Here is a 21,334-nt window from a genome sequence, read left to right as displayed (position 1 = left end):
TTTTTTAATTTATCATATCGGGTAAAACAGGTTGTAACCCTGCTTCATTAATTAATTTTTGTACTTGTTGGGCTATTATCTTATGAACTGCTGTGGTTGGATGAACTTGATCCCAGAAGACATAACTACCACATTGTAATGGCTCATCTTGTATCTTGGCTGGTAATAAATTAAATAAATAACTTGTTAAAGCTGCTTCGTGTAGTTGCGGATTATCTTTTATTAACAACCATTCTTTCTCAGTTAACTTAGGTGAATGTACTTTTAAATTGGCAAATAATACCTCATCACTTGGCTTTAGTGTTTCTAACCAACCTACATAACTTCCTAAATAACATGGTTCAATGGTATTGGTAAAACCATAATCTTCTGCATGGTCTAGGGATTGATTAAAAAAATTATAAGCATCGAAATAAATAAATAAGACATCAGGATATTTAATTTTTAATTCCTCAATTTGATTAGCTAATTTACGGTTATGAGCTTCAGTTAAATAGGTCAATAACCACTGCCTAGATGAATTTTTTGCGTGAGGTAAGCGAGCTAAATCAGGAAGATTAACTAATACAAATTTATTTCCGCCCTTAATAATTAAGCGCTCTACGACATTGCCAATAGCATTAACTACACCTGTAGTTAACTCTTCTACATTCGTTGGCTCATTAATGTAATTATTGGCACCTATCCAAATAGTATACAAGCTTGTGTCTTTTCTACCATAGGTATGCCAATAAAGATAATTATTTAACTCGGCTGTTAAAGTAAAAGGTAAATTCTCTTTATAGGAGAGAACAGCCCCTGCTCCGCCTACTGCATAATCTTGAAAACCCTCTGTATAGGTTTCAGGAAAAAGAGCCGTATAAAGATATTCAGTCCACACTGGCCCATCTGTAAAACGGCCTAAATAATAAGGAGGCGAGGTCGGTAAATAATGCCATAAATAATTATATAAATTTCCGTTATCAGATAAGCTGTCACCAAAAACGACCATAGTATCAAAACGGTTATTAAATGCATAACTGGATAGGGTTAGTAGCAAAGAACAACAAAGCATTATTATTTTTTTCATGGATCGTCCTTAAATCACTAAGATAAGCATTAATTTTAAAACTACTAATTAGGCCTTTACAGCTTAAATTTGATAGCTGCAAGTGCTTAACTAGTTTAATAAATTGACACCCTAATCAATCAACTCACAAAAACAATAAGAGTTTTTGTACTTTAGATCAAGACGCCTACTAAATTAATCTAATGCGGTAAGAGGTACAGAGGCTTTAGATTTAGAATCTAAAGCTTTATTATAAAAATAAGCCCTGCTAATTGCATATAAATTATAAACCATGATACCTAATAAAAGTGAATGCAACCAAGTTACCGTTAAATGAGTAAAAATTTGCAACGTTACTAAAACTCCTAAACAACCCGCTAAACTTAAAATAAGTGTTTTCTTTAAAGGAATTTTATCCTGCTGTAAAAAAACTAAAGTAGTTAGTGGCTGCTGCATGGCACCGGCTGTGGTCATGATAGGGAAGGCAACTAATGGTGAGACATTTAATAAAAATAAAATACCTTGTACCATTACAAATAAGCCTATTCCAACAGAGGTTAAGCCACCAGAAATAACCATAGCTATGAACCCTATCGTTAACTTCCAACCATGCAAAGCAACTAAATCGCCACCAACGGGCATAATACGTAACTGATGGCAGATAAGTAGCGCAATAATTAGCATAAAACAACACATCATACCTAAACGTATTGCTTGTTTGCTTAAGCGGCTAACAATAGTACCGCCAATTAAGCCACCAATACATGCGCCAATAACGAGGGTTAATAATGTATTTAAATCGACATCAATTAACTGCATAAAGAAAAAAGATTCAATAACACCAGGAATAACTTGAGCACCGTTATTAACTGCAGGTAATTGATCATCAGGAAAAGTATTTAATAATTTAGCCAAAGCAACATTAACTGCAAAGCTGCCTATCCCTAACGTATCTGCAACAAAAGCGACGATACCACTACCAACCAATTTTATATACTCTAGAATCGATAAACGCACAGGACGCTGCTGTTTAAGCTTATAAAGCATTCCTACAACACAAATTAAACTTAACAATAAAATGACATAAAATATTAATGTTATCACCATGACCGTCTCATATAAGATTTTACTTGCTATAGCTAATTAGATAATTAGATAATTAGATAATTAGATAATTAGATAATTAGATAATTAGATAATTAGATAATTAGATAATTAGATAATTAGATAATTACAACTTTACTATCCGCTAAGCGCTATCCATTGTCCGCTTTTGGGTTTTCATCATAGTCAGGCACCTTATGACAATCTGCAAACTTAGGTAATAGAAGTTCAATGCTGGCTAGTAGCTCTGTATGCGCATGGATTATACACCAATTACAAGACGGGGCCAATAAGATTTTATTTAAAAATTAAACTTTAAGTATATTTTTGAAACAAAAAGAAGATTTGCTATCACAAAAGTGCCAAGCCTTAGCCAGATACCTTAGTGAAAAATGATTAAAGAAAAAATTAAAACAGACAGGTAGCTTATTAAAATTGTCGATTACGAAAATCTTCTATAGCCTGCCTAATTTCATCTTGAGTATTCATGACAAATGGCCCTAAACGAGCAATTGGCTCATGTAATTTCTTCGCTGCAATAAGAAGACAACGCGAAGCATCCTCTGCTTTGATATTAAGATTATTGCCTTTACTTAATATAGCTAATTGGTCCTGACTAACACTCTTATCACTAATAGATATATGCCCTATTAAATTAAACAAAATAGTCTGATGAGTAGGAGGAATAACTGTAGTAAAGCTAGTTTGAGCTGGTAATTGAATATCTAGAAATAAAGGCTCTGTAGCAATACCTTGAATAGGTGATGTAGTACCTTGCATCGTTTTACCCGCAATTACTTTTATCTTCACCCCATTATCATGAACTTCTTCAGGCAACTGACTTGCAGTATATTCTTGATAACGTGGTGCTGACATCTTATTAACTGCAGGCAAATTTAACCAAAGTTGTAACCCTGTAAATGCACCTTGGGTTTGTGCAGGCATCTCAGAATGAATAACCCCTCTTCCTGCTGTCATCCACTGTACATCACCAGATTTAAGTAAACCTTGATGTCCAGTGTTATCTTCATGCAATAATTTTCCCTGCAACAAATAGGTTATTGTTTCAAAACCACGATGCGGATGGGATGGAAAACCGCCTAAATAATCTAGGGGCTCCTCACTATTAAAATAGTCAAATAGTAAAATAGGCTCATAATCATTTGTACGTTCTGCACCAATATAACGATGCAATTTCACACCTGCACCCTCACGCAGCAATCTGCCTTCTAAACAATGACTTATTTCTATATGAGACATAATCTAATTGCTAGCCTCTAATCGCTTTTTTCAAAGAATTAAATGTTTGCCCACCATATAATGCTTCTTTAAAATTCCCTTCAGGGTCAAAAACGAAAGTTGCCGGCACACCTTGTAAATCACCTAAATGTAACGCCGAACGTGGATCTTTAGCTAAGCTAGGATAGCTTATATTTAATTTCTTAATTAGTTGTGTTTGTTCAGTTTGAGATAACTCATCAAAGTTAACAGCAAATAGATGAATCCTATCTTTATTTAAAGCATAAAATTGATTTAACTCTTTTATTTCATCTAAACAGGGCTGACACCAACTCGCCCAATAATTAATTAAAACCCATTTGCCTTTTAAATTAGTAAAAGGAATCTTCTCCCCATTTAGGGTTGTTAACACGGTACTTGCATAACTTGTTGTTATAATAATACTAAGCAAGAAAGTAATTAGAAATTTTAAACGCATCATTAATCCTCTAGCATAAAGACCAATTAAAAAGAATTCTTTATTATTAATTTAAGCTAACTTGTTGTCATGAAATAAGGCTCGTTTTTGAGCTTGGGTTAGTTTAGCAGTTACATACCAACCATCTTCACCATCATTTATAGATTCACTTAATATTGCATCTAACTCATAAAGTTGTGCACGTAAACGAGCTTGACTTGAAGGAATAAAAAATTCTTCTTCAAACGCGACTCCTTGTAGCTGAGTTGCAATCACTTCTAGTAAGAGGTTAATACCTGCGCCAGTCTTTGCTGATAACCAAACTTTACAATTATTTTTTTGCCAATCAATTTTAGGTTCCCAGCCTTCTTGTTCATCAATCTTATTAAAGACTTGAATAATAGGAATATCTTCGATGTCAAGTTCTGCTAAAACTTGTTCAACTGCGACTACATTATCACGCCAATTGGGATCAGCAATGTCAATGACATGTAGCAATAAATCAGCTTGTTCGGTTTCTTCTAAAGTAGCTCGAAACGCCTCAACCAGCTGATGAGGTAAGTCGCGTATAAATCCAACTGTATCAGCAAGAATAATAGAATTAGATCCCGATAGAGAAACTTTGCGCATAGTTGGGTCTAGTGTTGCAAAAAGTTGATTCGCTACATAGATATGCTCACCAGTTAAAGTATTAAATAATGTTGATTTTCCAGCATTAGTATAACCAACTAAAGAGACTGTTGGCATCGCGGCCTTTTTACGCGCACGCCGATTTTGATCACGATTTTTCCGAACCTTCTCTAAGCGTTTATTAATTGTTTTAATTCGCTCACGCAATAAACGCCTATCCGTTTCAAGCTGAGTTTCACCTGGGCCTCTTAACCCAATGCCCCCTTTTTGCCTTTCAAGATGGGTCCATCCTCGAATTAAACGTGTAGATAAATGCTGTAATTGAGCTAACTCAACTTGTAATTTGCCTTCAAATGTATGTGCTCGCTGAGCAAAAATATCAAGTATAAGCCCACTACGACTTACTACTCGACACTGGAGCAAACGTTCAAGATTACGCTCTTGTGAAGGAGATAGATCATGATTAACTAATACAAGCTCCGCTTGGTGAGCCAGTACTTGTTCACGGATTTCTTCCGCTTTGCCAAGGCCAACAAAATATTTAGCCTCAGGCGTATGGCGTGCGCCCTGCACACAAGCAACAATATCAGCCTGAGCTGATAAGGCAAGCTCTCTAAATTCAGAAAGTGCCTGCTCAGTGTCTAGTCCTGGTAAAGCCAATTGCACCAAAACTGCACGCTCACCACCTTGCGGACGTTCAAACAAAACCTATACCTCTATGTCAAATTAACTAATTTAAATATTACCATGCTAAAAGAAAGTTTAGCATTAAGCTTTAGAATAAATAAATTAATTTTCTTTATTAAAATAATACTACCTTTCTAGCTATAGCAGGAAACCTTAACTATTAGGCTGCTGTTGTCCTACATCTCCTTCATCACTAATGGGTAATTTAACTAGCCGAGAAGGTACTACTGTAGAAATAGCATGCTTATAAACCATTTGTGTTACTGAGTTTTTAAGCATAACAACATACTGATCAAACGAATCTACTACACCATGTAATTTAATACCATTAACTAAAAAAATAGACACCGGCACCTTTTCTTTACGCAATTCATTAAGAAAAGCATCTTGTAAGAGATTAATCTTAGACATTGCCCTCTCCTTTTTATTATTGTTGAGGCAACAACACTCATAGCTATAATCGTCACCTATACCTAAAACTTAAGTAATTTTTGTCTAAATTGTTTAATCTCAGCTTGCATCTCTACATGATTTAGTTACTATATAGCCTCGACTTTAAGCTTTGGTCTGAAGGTAAGTGAATGAAGCAACGGGTACGTGCAATATATATGTCACTTAGCGCAAAATGAACTTACAACGTTATATAAAGCTGAAAATTTGGCTAAATTTGGCCCTAGATTAACAGGTATGTAAGAAGTTCTAGCAAGGTAGCTTTTATCTATCATTCAATCGGAATGAGTATATAAGCGCGTCAGAATAAATTCTATTAACATATCTCATTTGTTTAGCAGGATACCTACAAAAAAAGGAGAGTGAGATGACTAAATACACAACAGAAGAGTTACAGACCCTTCAAAACCCCTATAAAGAATTAATTGAAGATAATGATGCATTTGCGGAAAATCGTGACACCTTAGAACAACTAAATGGCAAGGAAAAAATTAATTTAGCAACTAAAATAATTTTAAATTGTCCTACTAACCAAATGCGTGGCCTCAGTATGCAATTAGAAGCACTTCGCCATCATGGGGAAACTGAACAATCGTTTCATCGTATATTAAGTAGAGGATTAGAAGTTCGTCAGCGTATTCAAGCTATGGCGAATCAGGCAAATCCTCATCCTCAAAATAACCTGCTTGATAAAGAGTTTGGAGCTGATTTATTTAATGAATTTGGCCGTTTGAAAATTGAATTTGTTCAGCAGGAGTTAGATAGCATCGTTGTTAATTTAGCTACTAAAACTCAAGATAATCAAATTAAAGAGTTAACCCAAAACATTCGTGCAGGCTTTTCTGATACAAATCTTGGTTCTGCTTTAGGAGAGGCTCTTGTATTAAGAAGGTTATTAACCACTTTAAGAGGTGAAGAGCCGCAAAAAGCCTTTACGAGTCTAGACTTTAATCCTGATTTATTTCATAAATATCCACAGTTAGTAGCTTTTTACTTAACTGGCCATGAAGCTGAAATTGCACAAAAATTAGCTTTAAGTAATGAAAAAGCCATGGTCAATAATAGCTTAGAAAGACTTAAACCTACTGCCATGACCGAGACAAACCCGCTGAGTTTACTTTATGTCAACTTTCAAGTAGCTACTGTCAATTTAGAACATCAGAATCGTTCTAAACAAGTGCCAACTGAAATTCCTTCTAACACCTCTAATGGTACAACTCAGCGTGAAGCTACTGAAATTAAATCAGAGGCCGTTAATTCAAACCCTATGCCTAAAATTAGTAGTAATCGCCATGGAAAGTTTTCCAATATTAAGCATAAATTGAAGGATTTAATACATAAAAACAATGAACATGGCGAAAATCAAGGAAATGAGTCTAAATGTAAACCTTGTAATATTATGTAAGCAATACTTTATAAATGCTGGATGCCTAGCGTCTAGCGTTTATAACTTTAAAATAAATTTCTTTTGACATAACCTTTAAAGACAAGGTGAAAAATCCGAGAGCCTGTATTTGTAAATCGCTAGCTTGAGCTCAAAAGGCGGCCTAACTTTCGAGCACCGAGGCACGGCATACACGTAGTGTGTGAGCATTGGCGCACAGAAAATCAGGCCTTTGGACCAAGATAGTAGATTTGCAGACGGGCTCTAATTACTATTCCTATTTAAACAATGTATAATTAACTCTTTTGTTGCTCAGTTTTAACTCATGAATTTAAAAAAAACTTACGATGTAATTGTTATTGGTGGCGGCCATGCTGGAACTGAAGCAGCACTTGCAGCTGCACGGCTTGGTGCTGATACGCTGCTACTTACTCACAACCTTGATTTATTAGGTCAAATGTCTTGTAACCCAGCTATTGGCGGGATAGGAAAAGGCCATCTCGTAAAAGAAATCGATGCTCTAGACGGTGTAATGGCCTTAGCAGCAGATCAAGCTGGTATTCAATTTAGAATCCTTAATGCCTCTAAGGGCCCTGCGGTACGTGCTACGCGTGCACAAGCTGACCGTGTTCTTTATCGGCAAGCAATTCGTCAGTATTTACAAAGTGAGCCTAATCTTACCCTATTTCAACAAGCAGTAGATGATCTTATTCTAACGGGCGAACGCGTAACAGGTGTTGTAACGCAAATGGGCTTAACGCTTAACGCTCGAGCTGTGGTACTTACAGTAGGTACTTTTTTAGGCGGAAAGATCCATGTAGGAATGGGACAATATGCTGGTGGACGTGCTGGCGATCCGCCTGCCATTGCCTTAGCCCACAAATTACGTGAATTGAATTTACCCGTTGGGCGCTTAAAAACTGGAACTCCACCTCGTATCGATGGGCGCACGCTAGATTACTCTAAGATGATTATGCAGCCTGGTGATATGCCTACGCCTGTATTCTCTTATCTTGGGAATGTTACCTTACATCCTCAACAGCTACCTTGTTATATTACGCAAACGACCGAAGAAACACATGATATTATCCGTGCTAATTTACATCAATCACCTATGTATGCTGGTGTTATTGAAGGCATTGGACCACGCTATTGCCCATCTATAGAGGATAAAATTGTCCGTTTTGCTGATAAACTTTCGCATCAAATTTTTGTTGAGCCGGAAGGACTAACGACTTCTGAGATCTATCCTAATGGTATTTCTACCAGTCTACCTTTTGACGTTCAACTTAGTTTTGTACGTACCATTAAAGGATTTGAGAATGCTCATATCACGCGTCCTGGCTATGCAATTGAATATGATTATTTTGACCCACGTGGCTTAACTTCTTTCTTACAAACCAAACCATTAAAAAATCTATTTTTCGCAGGTCAAATTAATGGCACAACGGGTTATGAAGAAGCAGCAGCACAAGGTATTATTGCGGGCTTAAATGCAGCTTTATTAATACAAGAGAAACCATTATGGTGCCCTCGCCGTGATGAGGCTTATATTGGCGTATTAATTGATGATTTAATTACCTGCGGCACGCAAGAACCTTATCGAATGTTCACCTCCCGTGCAGAGTATCGTTTATTATTGCGTGAAGATAATGCGGATCAACGCTTAACAGCAAAAGGTTATGAGTTAGGCTTAGTTAGTGAAGCACGCTGGCAAGCTTTTAGTATTAAACAAGAAGCCATTAAAGTAGCTCAAGAAAAACTACATACTACCTGGGCTCGTGTTAATGATAACTCACTTCTTGCACCATTTCTCGCAACACCACTACAACATGATTGTCGTATGTCTGACCTTATTAAACGTCCAGAAATTAACTATCATAAATTACAAACTATTGAGAAATTTCAGCTACCCTTACTTGCTGACGAAGTAGCTGAACAGCTAGATATCCAAAGTAAATATGCAGGCTACATTGAGCGTCAGCAAATGGATATTGAACGATTACGTAAACAGGAAGAAACAGCGATACCTGCAAATTTTAATTATGCACAGGTTTCAGGTTTATCTGCAGAAATAGTACAGAAATTAAGCAAAATTAGGCCTGCTACTATAGCGCAAGCTAGTCGTATTGCTGGCGTAACACCGGCTGCATTATCCCTATTACTTATCTATATTAAAAAATATAAGGTTTTAGTATGAGTGCGCAAGCGCGAGCAGAAGAATTATTAAGAAAAGGATTAAGTCAGCTAGCATTAACTGTAAATCCAGATGTATTAATTCAATATCTTCTGCTTTTATCAAAATGGAATCGCACTTATAATCTAACTGCAGTACGCCAACTAGATGATATGGTTACTAAGCATTTATTAGATAGCCTTGCCATCTTACCATGGATTTACGGTAACCGCTTAATAGATGTAGGAGCAGGCGCAGGTCTTCCAGGAATCCCTTTAGCTATTGCCAATCCCAATTTAGAAATTGTTCTTTTAGATAGTAATGGTAAAAAAGTCCGTTTTATGCAAGAAGCTAAACGATTATTAAAGCTTGATAATATTAAAATTGAACAATCTCGTGTAGAGAACTACCGTCCAGCGCAAGGTTTTGATACAGTTATGAGCCGAGCTTTCAGTAGCCTTGCTCAAATGATAACTTGGACAGAGCATTTGATCGAACCTTCTGGAATATGGTTGGCCATGAAAGGCCGCCATCCAGAAGACGAACTAAAAGTAGTAAGCCTTTCTTATCAAGTCAAAGCTTACAATGTACCAGGCTTAGAAAGTGAGCGCTGCTGCGTAATTATAAAAAATAATAAAACCAAGGAATAAACCATGGCGAAAGTTATAGCAATTGCCAATCAGAAAGGTGGTGTAGGTAAAACCACAACAGCTATTAACTTAGCTGCCTCTATTGCTGCAAGTCATCAACGAGTGCTACTTGTTGATTTAGATCCACAAGGAAATGCTACAATGGGTGTTGGTGTCGATAAAAACACTTTAGTGCACACTTGCAATGATGTTATATTGCGCGATTGTTTAGCAGAACAAGCATGCCTTACAACACCTTGCGGCTTTGATCTTATACCAGCTAACGGTGATCTTACCGTGGCTGAGGTAAGCTTAATGGATAGGAATCATCGTGAAACATTCTTGTTTAAAGCACTGCAATCTGTAAAAAATTCATATGACTTTATATTTATTGATTGCCCACCGGCTTTAAACACTTTAACTATCAACGCATTAGTAGCATCAGATTCAGTCATTATTCCTATGCAATGCGAATATTATGCTCTAGAAGGCCTAGCAGCATTATTATCGACTATAGACCAGGTTAAGAGTTCAGTTAATCCACGTTTACAATTAGAAGGTGTACTGCGAACTATGCATGATGCTCGTAATCGCTTATGTTCAGAAGTATCTAAACAATTAATTCAACACTTTGGTAATAAAGTTTATCGTACGGTTATTCCTCGTAATGTTCGTCTAGCAGAAGCACCCAGTCATGGTATGCCTGCTATACAATATGATAGGACATCATCAGGAGCTGCAGCCTATATGGTATTAGCAGCGGAAGTAATTAAAAGACAATCTGTAATAAGTTGAGAGGTTAGTTATGTCTATCAAACGAGGCGGTTTAGGGCGTAATTTATCAGCTTTGCTTAGTACCTCTACACCTAATCTTATTTCAAATACTGCTACCAATGATATTGTTATATTAACTGTTGATCGCTTACAACCAGGCAAGTATCAACCCCGCTCAGCAATAGATGACTTAACATTACATGAATTAGCCAGCTCTATTAAACAACAGGGTTTACTACAACCAATCCTTGCTCGTGCACTTGCTAATGGCAAGTATGAAATAATTGCCGGCGAGCGACGCTGGCGAGCTAGTCAATTAGCCGGTTTAACTGAGGTACCTGTTATTATTAAACAGGTAGACGATGAAACTGCTATAGCTATGGCTTTAGTTGAGAATTTGCAACGAGAAAATTTAAGTCCATTAGATCAAGCACGTGCTATGGCCAGACTTATTGAAGAATTTGACTTAACACATCAACAAATTGCTGACTTACTTTCAAAATCAAGAGCCGCCGTTAGTAATTTTTTACGCCTATTATCACTTGCACCTGAGGTAATGAAACTACTTGATAATGGCGATTTAGATATGGGGCATGCCCGTGCTTTACTAGTGCTTGATGAAAAAGAACAATTACAAGTTGCCAATATTATTATTGGTAAAAGTCTCTCTGTAAGAGAAACTGAGCAATTGGTTAATAGACTTAAAGAAGCTAAATTACCCGAACCAAATGAACGTGAATCTCTGCCACAGTTTTCATTAATTTATTCACATTTAGAAAAATTAAAAGAACTTTTAAATACACAGATTAATGTTAAACATAGTAAAGCTGGCAAAGGTTCGCTGGTTATTCATTATAATTCGCTACAAGAATTAGAAACGGTAATTGAGCAAATTATTAATTAGTAGGTTGGGCTTTAGCCCAACAATTGTAACTCTAGGTCAGACCTTGCCTTGATAATAAGCATGTGAATGTTGGGCCAAAGCCCAACCTACTGAACAAAGGTTATCTTTGAACCTTTCAGACGAAAGGCATGCTGCAAAATATGATCTATAGCCAATAGACAAATACAAATAAGAATAACCACACGACATCAACAAAGTGCCAATACCAAGCCACTGCTTCAAAAGCAAAGTGTCGTTCCGGCGTAAAATGACCTTTTATACACCGAACAAGAATAACAATGAGCATAATAGTACCGATCGTAACGTGTAGGCCGTGAAAACCGGTGAGCATGAAAAAGGTAGTCCCATAGATTCCAGCATCTAAGGTTAAATTCATCTCAGTATAAGCTTCATGATATTCATAAGATTGTAATAGTAAGAATAAAATACCTAAAGTAATAGTAAACGCCATTGCAACGACTAATTGTTTTCTTTTATTTAACTTTAAAGCCCAATGAGCCCAAGTAATAGTAGCACCTGAAGTTAAAAGTATTAGAGTATTTATAGCAGCAAGCCCCCAAGCACCCATACCTTCATTAGCACCAGCAAAAATTTGATTATTTGGGTTAATAAGTAGAGGCCAAGTAGCTTTAAAATCTGACCACAACAAATAATGAGTAATAGGATTTATCTCGCCCCCTAACATAGGCACAACCCAATACCGCGTATAAAATAAGGCACCAAAAAATGCACCGAAGAAGCAAACTTCTGAGAAAATAAACCACGTCATTCCCCAACGAAATGAGTGATCAACTTGAAGGTCGTAAAGCCCTTTTTCATTTTCATAAATTACTTGGCCAAACCAACCAACCATCATGCCAATTAATATAATAAAGCCTAAAGTAAAAAGGTAGGGACCGTACCAATCATGATGTAGCCAAGATGCAGCTCCAACTAATGTCGTTGTAAGACCTATAGAGCCTACTAACGGCCAATGACTTGGTTTAGGAATGTAATAGGTGCCATGCGCTCCCATAAATTAATTCTCCAAATTATCTCTTTAAGTCAAACTTTATTAATTAATCACTCGGTTTGTGACATCATATAAAGTGTAGGATAAAGTTATTGTTTTTATTTTTTTTGGCAAATCAGTATCTAGGTGAAACAACAATGGCATATTCATCGCTTCATGCCCATTTAATGTTTGCTGAGTAAAACAAAAGCATTCAGTTTTTTTCAAATATTTAGCAGCAATTCCTGGAGTGACACTTGGTATAGCCTGGACTGTCATACGAAAATTACTTTTATTTTCAGCGTAAAAAGCAAGTTTTGCAATTTCACCTGGATGCACTTTAATTTTTTTAGTTTTTGGATAAAACGCCCATGGCACGCTACCATTATTAGTAGCTACAAACTCAACAGTTATCTCTCTATTTTTATCAATAGTTTTATCTGTTGCCTCATATGCTTCCACTTGGCTATTAACTTTACCGTTAATACCTAAAGTTTGACATAACCGATTGTAAATTGGGACTAACGCAAAGCCAAAAGCAAACATCCCAAGCGTAATGGCAGTTAAGATAATAATTAAGCGTGTATGACATTTTACCACTAATTTTTCCTCTATATAGCTACCTATAAATTATCATAATGACAGGTAGCTAATTCTTGAGATAGTACTTCATTTAATCGATCTTTGGTGGGATCGTAAAACTATGATAAGGAGGTGGTGAAGATAAAGTCCATTCTAGACCTTGCGCGCCCTCCCAAACCTGGGCACTTACTTTTGGCCCACGACGTACCGTTCTAATAACATTATAAAGAAACAGTAATTGTGCAAAACCAAAAATGAAAGCACCTATCGATGAAATCATATTAAAATTGGTAAACTGTAGAGCATAGTCTGGAATACGGCGCGGCATACCTGCCAAGCCTAAAAAGTGCATTGGAAAAAAGGCAATGTTAACTGAAATAACTGATAGCCAAAAATGCCATTTGCCTAATCGCTCATTATACATATGGCCTGTCCACTTAGGAAGCCAGTAATAAGTAGCAGCTAAAAGCGCAAAAATCACTCCCGGCACTAATACATAGTGAAAGTGGCCTACCACGAAGTAGGTATCTTGATACTGATAGTCAGCGGGTACTAAGGCCAACATTAAACCTGTAAAACCGCCTATAGTGAATAAAAATACAAATGCAACTGCAAAAAGCATAGGGGTTTCAAAAGTCATAGCGCCTTTAAACATGGTACTAACCCAGTTAAAAACTTTAATTCCAGTCGGCACAGAAATTAACATGGTTGCATACATAAAAAATAGTTCAGCGCCTAATGCAATACCGGTTGTAAACATGTGGTGTGCCCAAACAATAAATGATAAACCGGCAATAGCAACTGTTGCATAAACCATAAAATGGTAACCAAATAGAGGCTTACGACTAAAGGTTGGAATGACTTCCGATATCACACCGAAAGCAGGCAATACAAGAACATAGACTTCTGGATGGCCAAAAAACCAAAATATATGCTGAAATAAAATAGGATCGCCACCACCAGCCGCTTCAAAGAAACTTGTACCAAAATGCCTATCTGCAAGCATCATAGTTACAGCACCTGCTAATACAGGCATAATAGCAATAAGAAGGAAGGCTGTAATTAACCAAGTCCATACAAACATAGGCATCTTCATTAAAGTCATGCCAGGTGCCCGCATATTGAGAATGGTGGCAATGATATTAATAGAACCCATGATAGAAGAAATACCCATCATATGAATAGCAAAGATCATAAAATCGGTACTGGGCGGGGCAAATTTAGTTGATAATGGTGCATACATTGTCCAACCAAAATTAGGACCACCCCCACTATGAAGTAAAGTAGACCCTAACAAGGAAAAGGCAAAAGGTAAAAGCCAGAAGCTCCAATTATTTAAGCGTGGCAATGCCATATCAGGTGCACCAATCATCATAGGTATTTGCCAATTAGCCATACCAGTAAAAGCCGGCATTACCACACCAAACAGCATAATTAAACCATGCAAGGTGACCATCTGATTATAGAAATTGGGATCAACAAAGCGATGCCCTGGCTGAAATAACTCAGCCCGAATTATTAATGCCATTCCCCCGGCAATAAAAAAGCTGAGTAAAGCTAGCCATAAATAAAGTGTTCCGATATCTTTATGATTCGTTGTAAACAGCCAACGCCTTACAAATCCTAAAATACCTTTGCCTTGCTCAGGTCCATGATCGTGATGATCATCAATATCGTGGGTTACTACTTCACTCATCGAAAACCTCCAGCTTGAGCTTTATTTACCATTTTAGGTTGTTGATTTCCACCCTGCCGCACATTTAAAACATCAGCAGGTTGAACAACATCGCCTGTGTTATTTTCCCATGCATTACGTTCATAGGTTATAATAGCTGCGATTTCTTCATCAGTAAGCTGATCTTTAAATGCTTGCATCGCAGTACCGGGAACACCATTTAAGACAATTTCTATATGTCTTGAGATTGGTTTCCCTACAGCAACAGAGCTACCTTTTAAAGGTGGAAATACAGGTGGCATCCCTTTTCCGTCGGCTTTATGGCAAGCCACACAAATTTGTTCATATTTAGCTTTACCTGATGTCATAAGCGCTTCTTTAGTCATATTTTTTGGCGCTTGAGCATTACCAGCTCCACTTGAGTATTGATCAGTAACTTTGGGTTGTTGGTTAACCCAGTTATTAAATTCATCCTCGTTAACAGCCTGCACGACAATAGGCATATAGCCATGTCCTATACCACACAATTCTGTGCACTGGCCACGGTAAACCCCAGGTTTTTCAATCCGCGCCCATGCCTCATACATAAAACCTGGCATCGCATCACGTTTAATACCTAATTTAGGAACCCACCAAGAATGGATTACATCATTAGAGGTAACTAGAAAACGAATTTTTTTATCAACTGGTAAAACTAAGGGTTTATCTACCTCCAATAAATACCATTGTCCTTTTTTATCTTTATTTTCAATTTGATTAAATGGGGTTGCTAAATTACTAAAGAAACTAATACCTTGATCAAGATATTGATATTGCCATTTCCATTGGTGGCCAACTATTTTAATAGTTACATCAGCGTCACTAGTATCGTCTAAGCGCAACAAAACAGTTGTAGCAGGAATAGCTAAGCCCACTAAGATTAAAAAGGGAATAATAGACCAAAGAATTTCTAGGCGACTATTATGAATAAACGTTGCTGGTGTAAAACCTCTTGACTTACGATGATAAATTAACGAGTAAATCATAACACCAAACACTATTACGCCAATAACGGCGCAAACAATCATCGATGTAGTATGCAGGTAATACATATCTTTACTAAGGGGAGTAACACCCTCATACATATTTAGTCGCCATTCATCTCTGGCTAGTGCCTCTGAGCTGATTATTAATCCAGCCAAAAGGGTAAGCACTTTACTTACCTTAAACCTATTTAGCATCCCCGTCCTCACCTCATTATATAGCCCTAAGCTTAATTTAAGTTACGGCCTTATGTTTAAATCAAATTGTTATTATGTATTTAACCTAATTTTCTACCATAAGCTGTAATTGCCCTCAGTTTTTGACTGGCTTACCATATACTTGATAGCTTCAATAATTTCATCTGTACTACAAACTTTGCAGCCAGCATTTTTGGGGTGATATTCACCATGAATAGTATCCCCTATGAGCACATCCATATTTTTAGCAATGATAGGCTCCCATATTGCCTTATCACCAATTTTAGGAGCGCCATTTTTACCTTCGTTATGGCATACGCTACAATTTTCGTTATATACAGTTTTTCCATTTGAAGGGTATTTTTTTGTACCACCTGATTCTAAATCATGCCATTGTGAGCGTGATAACGACTTGTTTAAGATAAAATCAGTCGCCGCCATAATGTCATTATCAGAACAAGTCACACAGGCTCCTTTAACTGGCATGCTGTTGTAACCATAAATGGCATGACGATAAAGCCCAGTTAAACCACTATCTTTTAGGCGGGTATACCAATTTGCACCATCCCCAATTAAAGGCGCACCCATCATTCCTTTTTGGTGACAAATAATACATGCATTAATATAAACTTGCTTACCACGCTTTAAGGTAGGTGCTTGCTCTGAAGGAGAAACACCTAACCGTTCATCACTAACAACCGTTTTTAGATAAGTTGCAATAGCTAATCTATCTTCATTAGTTAAGTTACTAAGACTGTTGTGATTTACTTCAGCCATGGGGCCTGCTACAGGGCCTGCTTGATTAATTAGCTCACTATTTTTAAATACTCGCGCAACTTCATGGTGGGTTGCAGATTTTAAACCAGCGGCCGTAATGTTAGGTGCCCAGTAGCCATCTATAAATCCACCTGTTAAATAATAACGATTTTTAGCCGCACCAAATATGTTAAGAGGGGTATGACACATACTGCAATGACCAAGGGTATCTACAATATATCTGCCACGATTCCAAGCGGGTGATTTATCTTTATCATAAATAAATTCATTTTCTTGGGGAAAGAAAAACAAAAGGTTCCATCCCCAAAGCGTGAATCGCGCACCCGGGACATTAAAAGGAAATGGCAATGATTTATTTTTTTGCTTAACAGGAGGAATACTCATAAAATATGCATATAATGCACGCGCATCATCATCGGTTATTTTAGAAAAATAAACATATGGAAAAACTGGAAAATAATTTCTTCCATGTGGGTCGCGACCATCTTTTAATGCTCGAATAAAATCTGCTTCAGTCCAACTACCAATTCCTGTTTCCTTATCTGGTGTAATATTAGGACTATAAAAAGTTCCAAATGGTGTAGCTATAGGTAGACCACCTGCATAAGCTGGTGTTCCGCCCTTAACATCAGTATGGCAGGCTATGCAATCGCCCATTTTAGCTAAGTACTCACCTCGCTTAATTAACACCTCTTGCTCACCCGTTGCAGGTTTAGTCGGTGGGTAAGTTGGGTAAATACCCTCAATATAAGGTTCAATTACTTTAGATGCTTGATTTGAATTACCTGTATTAGGGATAACTTTTGCGTTAACTGTAGTGGGTGCAGGGGTTCCATTAGGAGCAGTCAGTCCTGGAGTCGAAGTTGCTCCATTAGTTGTAGTTATACCATTAGTGGTTGCACCTTTAGTAGGTGCCGTACTATTGGTAGTAGGATTTGCGCTATTAGTCGATGTCTTATTATTTGAATTTGCTGTATTGGCTGTGTTAGTTGCATCGGTCTGAGTAGCTGACTGGACTGTATTAACCGTGTTAACTTCATTATTTTTCTTAATTGTATCTGCATATACACTAAATAAATTAGTCATACCGAAAACAAAAAGCAATATTGCCTTATTTTTCAACGAAGAGCGCACGCTCCCTCCTTAATCAACAAACTACAAGCTTTATAAATGCCAAAAATAATCAGGCATTTTATACTCCTCCAGCTATAACTTGCAATCTAGTTTTCGCTAGGAAACTGCATTTCTTTCAATTTTTTAAATAAATTTTGTCTTATTTTCAACCACCATTTTTAAAGGGTAATGATTTAGAGGAATTGCTTTAACAAAATTAGCTGCCTTTACATAAGGCGTTATTTAGATAACCAGTTGAAATTAAATTAGATATAATTTAGCCTCCCTAGCTATTTCTTTAATAAATTGTTGGTAATGACGATCTGATAATTGCCAATAATGCCAGTAAAGCGGCATTAGCCAGCGTTTACCAGGATTAATTTCAACAAGTTTATTTTGTTCTAATTCATCTTGAATATCTAACCTAGGAATTAAGCCAAATCCAAAGCCTTGTAATGCAAATTGCTTAAATACGGTTACGGATGGAACCATATTATATCGTTTTGGATTAAAATGGCTTTTAAAAAATTGCTGGAAATAATACTCATGAAATCTATCACGACTATCAAAAACTAAGATAGGAGCTAATAACATATTCTCTTGCAGTGAAAGATGTTTCTTAAAATAACGTTTAATAAAATCTGGCGAAGCTACTAATAAATAGTCCATATGGCCAAGCAGCTGGCATTCACAGCCTGGTAAAGGTTTTGAGTAACTAGTCAAGCAAGAAGAGACAATACCTTTACGTAAATAATCAATAGTTAATTCCTGGTCATCTGTAATAATATCAATATTTGAAGTACGCAATGTACTTATTTTAGGAAGCGCTCTAACAAACCAGGTTTCTAAACTATCTCGATTTAAAGCAATCGATAACCGGCCAGGTGTATCATAATCTAGTTCGTGTAAAAAATGCTCCTCAAGTAACCTGGTACGTCGCAGTAGACTTAATAATTTTTCCCCTAGCGGAGTGGCTGCATAGGGTAATGTTCTTATAAGTAAAGGTTGACCAAATTGATTTTCAAGCTGTTTTATCCGCTGACTTACTGCAGGTTGCGTAATAAACAATTGCTTAGCTGCCATCGCAAAACTTTGGGTTTGAATAACTGCATCTAGAGCATATAAAGCCCGGTAATCTATCTTCATAAGCAAAATTTATCAATTATCAAAATTATTAATTTTAATAATAATTGAATTTGCATGATAATAGAACCTTCATTTTTTAATGGGGGGCTAGACTATGTTAGTTTATTTTAATGGCTTAGCATTAGGCTTATCGTTAGTTACAGCCCTGGGGCCACAAAATATTTTTTTAATTCGCCAAGGTGCATTGCGACAATATGCTATTTTATCAGCAGCAATTTGTTTTGTATGCGATATTATTTTAGTATCTGCTAGTGTCGCAGGCTTACATCAGCTATTGATGTTACATCCTGCTTTAAAAATGTGGGTAACTTGGTTTGGTGCACTTTTTTTGACTTATTACGGCTCACTGTCCTTATATAGAGCAATGAAAAAGAAAGATAGTAAGGTTAATGTAGAAAAAGCTCATAGTAATCGTCTACAAATTATTTTATTAGCTTTAGGTTTTAGTCTGCTTAATCCTCATGCCATTATAGATACGCTAATTATCATTGGTGGTAGTAGCAGTCAATTTCCAGGACAACAACAAACATTTTTGTTAGGTGTTATTACTTCTAGTTTTCTTTGGTTAACGCTATTAACGCTTGTTACCCAATTTTTTGCTGAAATTTTAACTAAAGAAAAAGTATGGCGTCGTCTTGAATTCGCCAGCGGACTGCTAATGCTCTTTTTAGGCGCAAAACTAGCACTTCTTTAGTACTGTAGGTTGGGCCTTGGCCCAACCTACACTTAAATTAACGCCATTACCTAGATAATAGAAGCAGTTAAGTATTAACTACCAGGCTGATAATTAAGAACGTTACGTGCCACATTATTTACCTGATTTGCTACAGTAGTTTTTAATGTTTGCCACAAATCATCAAATCCATGCTGGCCATAAATACGATAAGTCATTTCTGAAACTTGGGTGCCTGCTGCAAATTTTGCCAATTGTTTTTCAAACTCCTCTGAAATATCAGTACGACGGGTGCTGAAAAAATTCTTTGGGTTTAAGCTATTTGGCTTTAAATCATCTGCGGTCCAAGTATGAATTATTTCAGGCGCTACACAAGGACCTAATGTTAAAATTAAGTTTTGAAGAGGCCCAACAGCAAGCTTATACCAATGATCTCCTGTATTTTTACCCATTGACCATTCATAAGTAGCAACCAACTCATCAAGCGCTTGACGATATTTCTCATAAGCTATAGGGCGTTTTGCATGCGCATGTGCAGCTAAACTAAAACCCGCTATGGAAAACGTTACTAGGGGAAATATATAAGACCCAAAATAACAAGAACTACCAACAATTACGCCTAAAAAAATATTATAATCAATTGCTTTTAGCGTATCAGCAGCTTCTTTAAATTGAGAAATCTGCTTTTCAATAATCTCTAAGTGAATAGGATTTTTATAATTGAAAGCTTCCCGAGGTAAACTTAAGTGAGAAGATTGCCCAGGATTTCTAAATAAAACTCCAAACATAATTAACTACTCCATCCATTGACATTCCTCGTTGATTTAGCATAATTTTATTTTTATTGCAATCTGTAAAAAAAATAACTTATTGAATGGCTTAATTATGGTAGGAATTTTGTAGAAAGGGCCAATCGGTGTGTCGCCAATTGACCCAGTGGAATGACACATAGCAAGTCCAACCTCGCATTCATAATATTGCCTATTTATAGACAATTTGTCAATAAGCATTTCTTACTACTATTAACTATTGAGTAGTTAAACTTTGTACTTACTTAAATTAGAAGACTTACTAATACCGATATTTACGAAGTAACATCCCTATGCGCTTAATTGTTGTTTAACTTTGAATAAGCTAAGATCAAATTAATTTTTAATAAAGGGTATCAGAGGTAGGCATGTTTTTTGGTAATAATGTACAAGATACCAGACAGTTTTTCTTTACAAGTTGGCGTAAATATTGCTCAAAAGAAGTACTTACACCACTAGAAAAACAACTAGTGGATGTTATCATTGCGCATCCCGAGTACCATTCACTTTTAGAAAACAATAATTCTTATTTTACTGAACAGTATTTTCCAGAGATGGGGCAAACTAACCCATATCTACATATGGGATTACATTTGGCTATACGAGAACAAGTTACAACCAACAGACCCGCAGGAATGACTAAACGTTTTGAAGAATTAGTTAAACATTATCAAGATCCCTTATTAGTTGAGCATAAAATGATGGACTGCTTAGCTGAATGCCTATGGCAAGCACAACGTAATCAAATGCCACCTGATGAAAAAGCTTATATGCTAGCTTTAGAGCAATTGTAATTTCTTTAAAATATTGCTCCCGCGTCCTAATATTTCGACTTTCCTTTTATCAGCTAGTTCATTATTACTTTT

Annotated in this window: 20 protein-coding genes; 7 read left to right on the top strand and 13 right to left on the bottom strand. The window is 36.6% G+C overall.

Going from position 1 to position 21,334, the window contains the following annotated elements; genetic code table 11:
* Positions 1-4: 4 nt before the first annotated feature.
* The 6 genes from ACNVED_RS00525 to hfq form a co-directional block, all read right to left on the bottom strand.
* Entirely contained in the window at positions 5-1,069 is a 1,065-nt protein-coding gene (locus tag ACNVED_RS00525; protein ID WP_419419823.1) for an SGNH/GDSL hydrolase family protein, read from the bottom strand.
* Positions 1,070-1,243: 174 nt separating this feature from the next.
* A complete protein-coding gene (locus ACNVED_RS00520; protein ID WP_419419822.1) occupies positions 1,244-2,155 on the bottom strand; it encodes a sulfite exporter TauE/SafE family protein in 912 nt (303 codons plus the stop codon).
* Between the two features lie 426 nt (positions 2,156-2,581).
* Positions 2,582-3,412, bottom strand: a complete 831-nt coding sequence (locus ACNVED_RS00515; protein ID WP_419419821.1) for a pirin family protein — start codon at positions 3,410-3,412, stop codon at positions 2,582-2,584.
* 10 nt (positions 3,413-3,422) lie between these two features.
* Positions 3,423-3,872, bottom strand: a complete 450-nt coding sequence (locus ACNVED_RS00510; protein ID WP_419419820.1) for a TlpA family protein disulfide reductase — start codon at positions 3,870-3,872, stop codon at positions 3,423-3,425.
* 48 nt (positions 3,873-3,920) lie between these two features.
* A complete protein-coding gene (gene hflX, locus ACNVED_RS00505; protein ID WP_419419819.1) occupies positions 3,921-5,183 on the bottom strand; it encodes a ribosome rescue GTPase HflX in 1,263 nt (420 codons plus the stop codon).
* Positions 5,184-5,318: 135 nt separating this feature from the next.
* The gene (hfq, locus tag ACNVED_RS00500; protein WP_419419818.1) at positions 5,319-5,576 is read right to left on the bottom strand and encodes an RNA chaperone Hfq; all 258 of its coding nucleotides are present in this window, start codon (positions 5,574-5,576) and stop codon (positions 5,319-5,321) included.
* Between the two features lie 406 nt (positions 5,577-5,982).
* On the opposite strand from hfq, the gene ACNVED_RS00495 reads away from it, so the two are divergent.
* From ACNVED_RS00495 to ACNVED_RS00475, 5 genes are all read left to right on the top strand, one after another.
* Positions 5,983-7,020 carry a hypothetical protein gene (locus ACNVED_RS00495; RefSeq protein WP_419419817.1) on the top strand — a complete coding sequence of 346 codons (1,038 nt, stop codon included), beginning with the start codon at positions 5,983-5,985 and terminating at the stop codon, positions 7,018-7,020.
* Positions 7,021-7,324: 304 nt separating this feature from the next.
* Positions 7,325-9,199: a tRNA uridine-5-carboxymethylaminomethyl(34) synthesis enzyme MnmG gene (mnmG, locus tag ACNVED_RS00490; protein ID WP_419419816.1), complete on the top strand. Its 1,875-nt coding sequence runs from the start codon at positions 7,325-7,327 to the stop codon at positions 9,197-9,199.
* Positions 9,196-9,825 carry a 16S rRNA (guanine(527)-N(7))-methyltransferase RsmG gene (gene rsmG / locus ACNVED_RS00485; RefSeq protein ID WP_419419815.1) on the top strand — a complete coding sequence of 210 codons (630 nt, stop codon included), beginning with the start codon at positions 9,196-9,198 and terminating at the stop codon, positions 9,823-9,825. Before mnmG ends, rsmG begins: the two co-directional genes overlap by 4 nt.
* A gap of 3 nt (positions 9,826-9,828) precedes the next feature.
* The gene (locus tag ACNVED_RS00480) at positions 9,829-10,599 is read left to right on the top strand and encodes a ParA family protein (protein WP_419419814.1); all 771 of its coding nucleotides are present in this window, start codon (positions 9,829-9,831) and stop codon (positions 10,597-10,599) included.
* A gap of 10 nt (positions 10,600-10,609) precedes the next feature.
* Positions 10,610-11,482 (top strand): ParB/RepB/Spo0J family partition protein, encoded by an 873-nt coding sequence (locus ACNVED_RS00475; protein WP_419419813.1) that lies wholly within the window; start codon positions 10,610-10,612, stop codon positions 11,480-11,482.
* Between the two features lie 145 nt (positions 11,483-11,627).
* Here the strand turns inward: ACNVED_RS00475 and ACNVED_RS00470 are convergent, their stop codons facing one another.
* The 6 genes from ACNVED_RS00470 to ACNVED_RS00445 form a co-directional block, all read right to left on the bottom strand.
* Complete coding sequence (locus tag ACNVED_RS00470) at positions 11,628-12,497, bottom strand: cytochrome c oxidase subunit 3 (protein WP_419419812.1); 870 nt, start codon at positions 12,495-12,497, stop codon at positions 11,628-11,630.
* A 39-nt stretch (positions 12,498-12,536) separates the two neighbouring features.
* Positions 12,537-13,073 (bottom strand): cytochrome c oxidase assembly protein, encoded by a 537-nt coding sequence (locus tag ACNVED_RS00465; protein WP_419419811.1) that lies wholly within the window; start codon positions 13,071-13,073, stop codon positions 12,537-12,539.
* 73 nt (positions 13,074-13,146) lie between these two features.
* Entirely contained in the window at positions 13,147-14,751 is a 1,605-nt protein-coding gene (ctaD, locus tag ACNVED_RS00460) for a cytochrome c oxidase subunit I (RefSeq protein ID WP_419419810.1), read from the bottom strand.
* Entirely contained in the window at positions 14,748-15,950 is a 1,203-nt protein-coding gene (coxB, locus tag ACNVED_RS00455) for a cytochrome c oxidase subunit II (RefSeq protein ID WP_419419809.1), read from the bottom strand. Before coxB ends, ctaD begins: the two co-directional genes overlap by 4 nt.
* Before the next feature lie 93 nt (positions 15,951-16,043).
* Positions 16,044-17,861, bottom strand: coding sequence for a c-type cytochrome (locus ACNVED_RS00450; RefSeq protein WP_419419808.1), 1,818 nt, complete (start codon positions 17,859-17,861; stop codon positions 16,044-16,046).
* 240 nt (positions 17,862-18,101) lie between these two features.
* The gene (locus tag ACNVED_RS00445; protein WP_419419807.1) at positions 18,102-18,986 is read right to left on the bottom strand and encodes an ArgP/LysG family DNA-binding transcriptional regulator; all 885 of its coding nucleotides are present in this window, start codon (positions 18,984-18,986) and stop codon (positions 18,102-18,104) included.
* A 94-nt stretch (positions 18,987-19,080) separates the two neighbouring features.
* On the opposite strand from ACNVED_RS00445, the gene ACNVED_RS00440 reads away from it, so the two are divergent.
* Positions 19,081-19,680 carry a LysE/ArgO family amino acid transporter gene (locus ACNVED_RS00440; protein ID WP_419419806.1) on the top strand — a complete coding sequence of 200 codons (600 nt, stop codon included), beginning with the start codon at positions 19,081-19,083 and terminating at the stop codon, positions 19,678-19,680.
* 74 nt (positions 19,681-19,754) lie between these two features.
* Here ACNVED_RS00440 and ACNVED_RS00435 read toward each other — a convergent pair whose 3' ends face one another.
* Positions 19,755-20,447, bottom strand: a complete 693-nt coding sequence (locus ACNVED_RS00435) for a hypothetical protein (protein WP_419419805.1) — start codon at positions 20,445-20,447, stop codon at positions 19,755-19,757.
* Between the two features lie 389 nt (positions 20,448-20,836).
* Between ACNVED_RS00435 and ACNVED_RS00430 the strand changes: the two genes are divergently transcribed.
* A complete protein-coding gene (locus tag ACNVED_RS00430; protein ID WP_419419804.1) occupies positions 20,837-21,262 on the top strand; it encodes a DUF1841 family protein in 426 nt (141 codons plus the stop codon).
* Positions 21,263-21,334: the final 72 nt, after the last annotated feature.

The organism is Legionella sp. D16C41, assembly GCF_048541585.1.
In the GTDB taxonomy this organism is placed as follows: domain Bacteria; phylum Pseudomonadota; class Gammaproteobacteria; order Legionellales; family Legionellaceae; genus Legionella_C.
The sequence above is the reverse complement of the archived record's forward strand: the minus strand, read 5'-3'. Positions and strand labels throughout refer to the sequence as shown.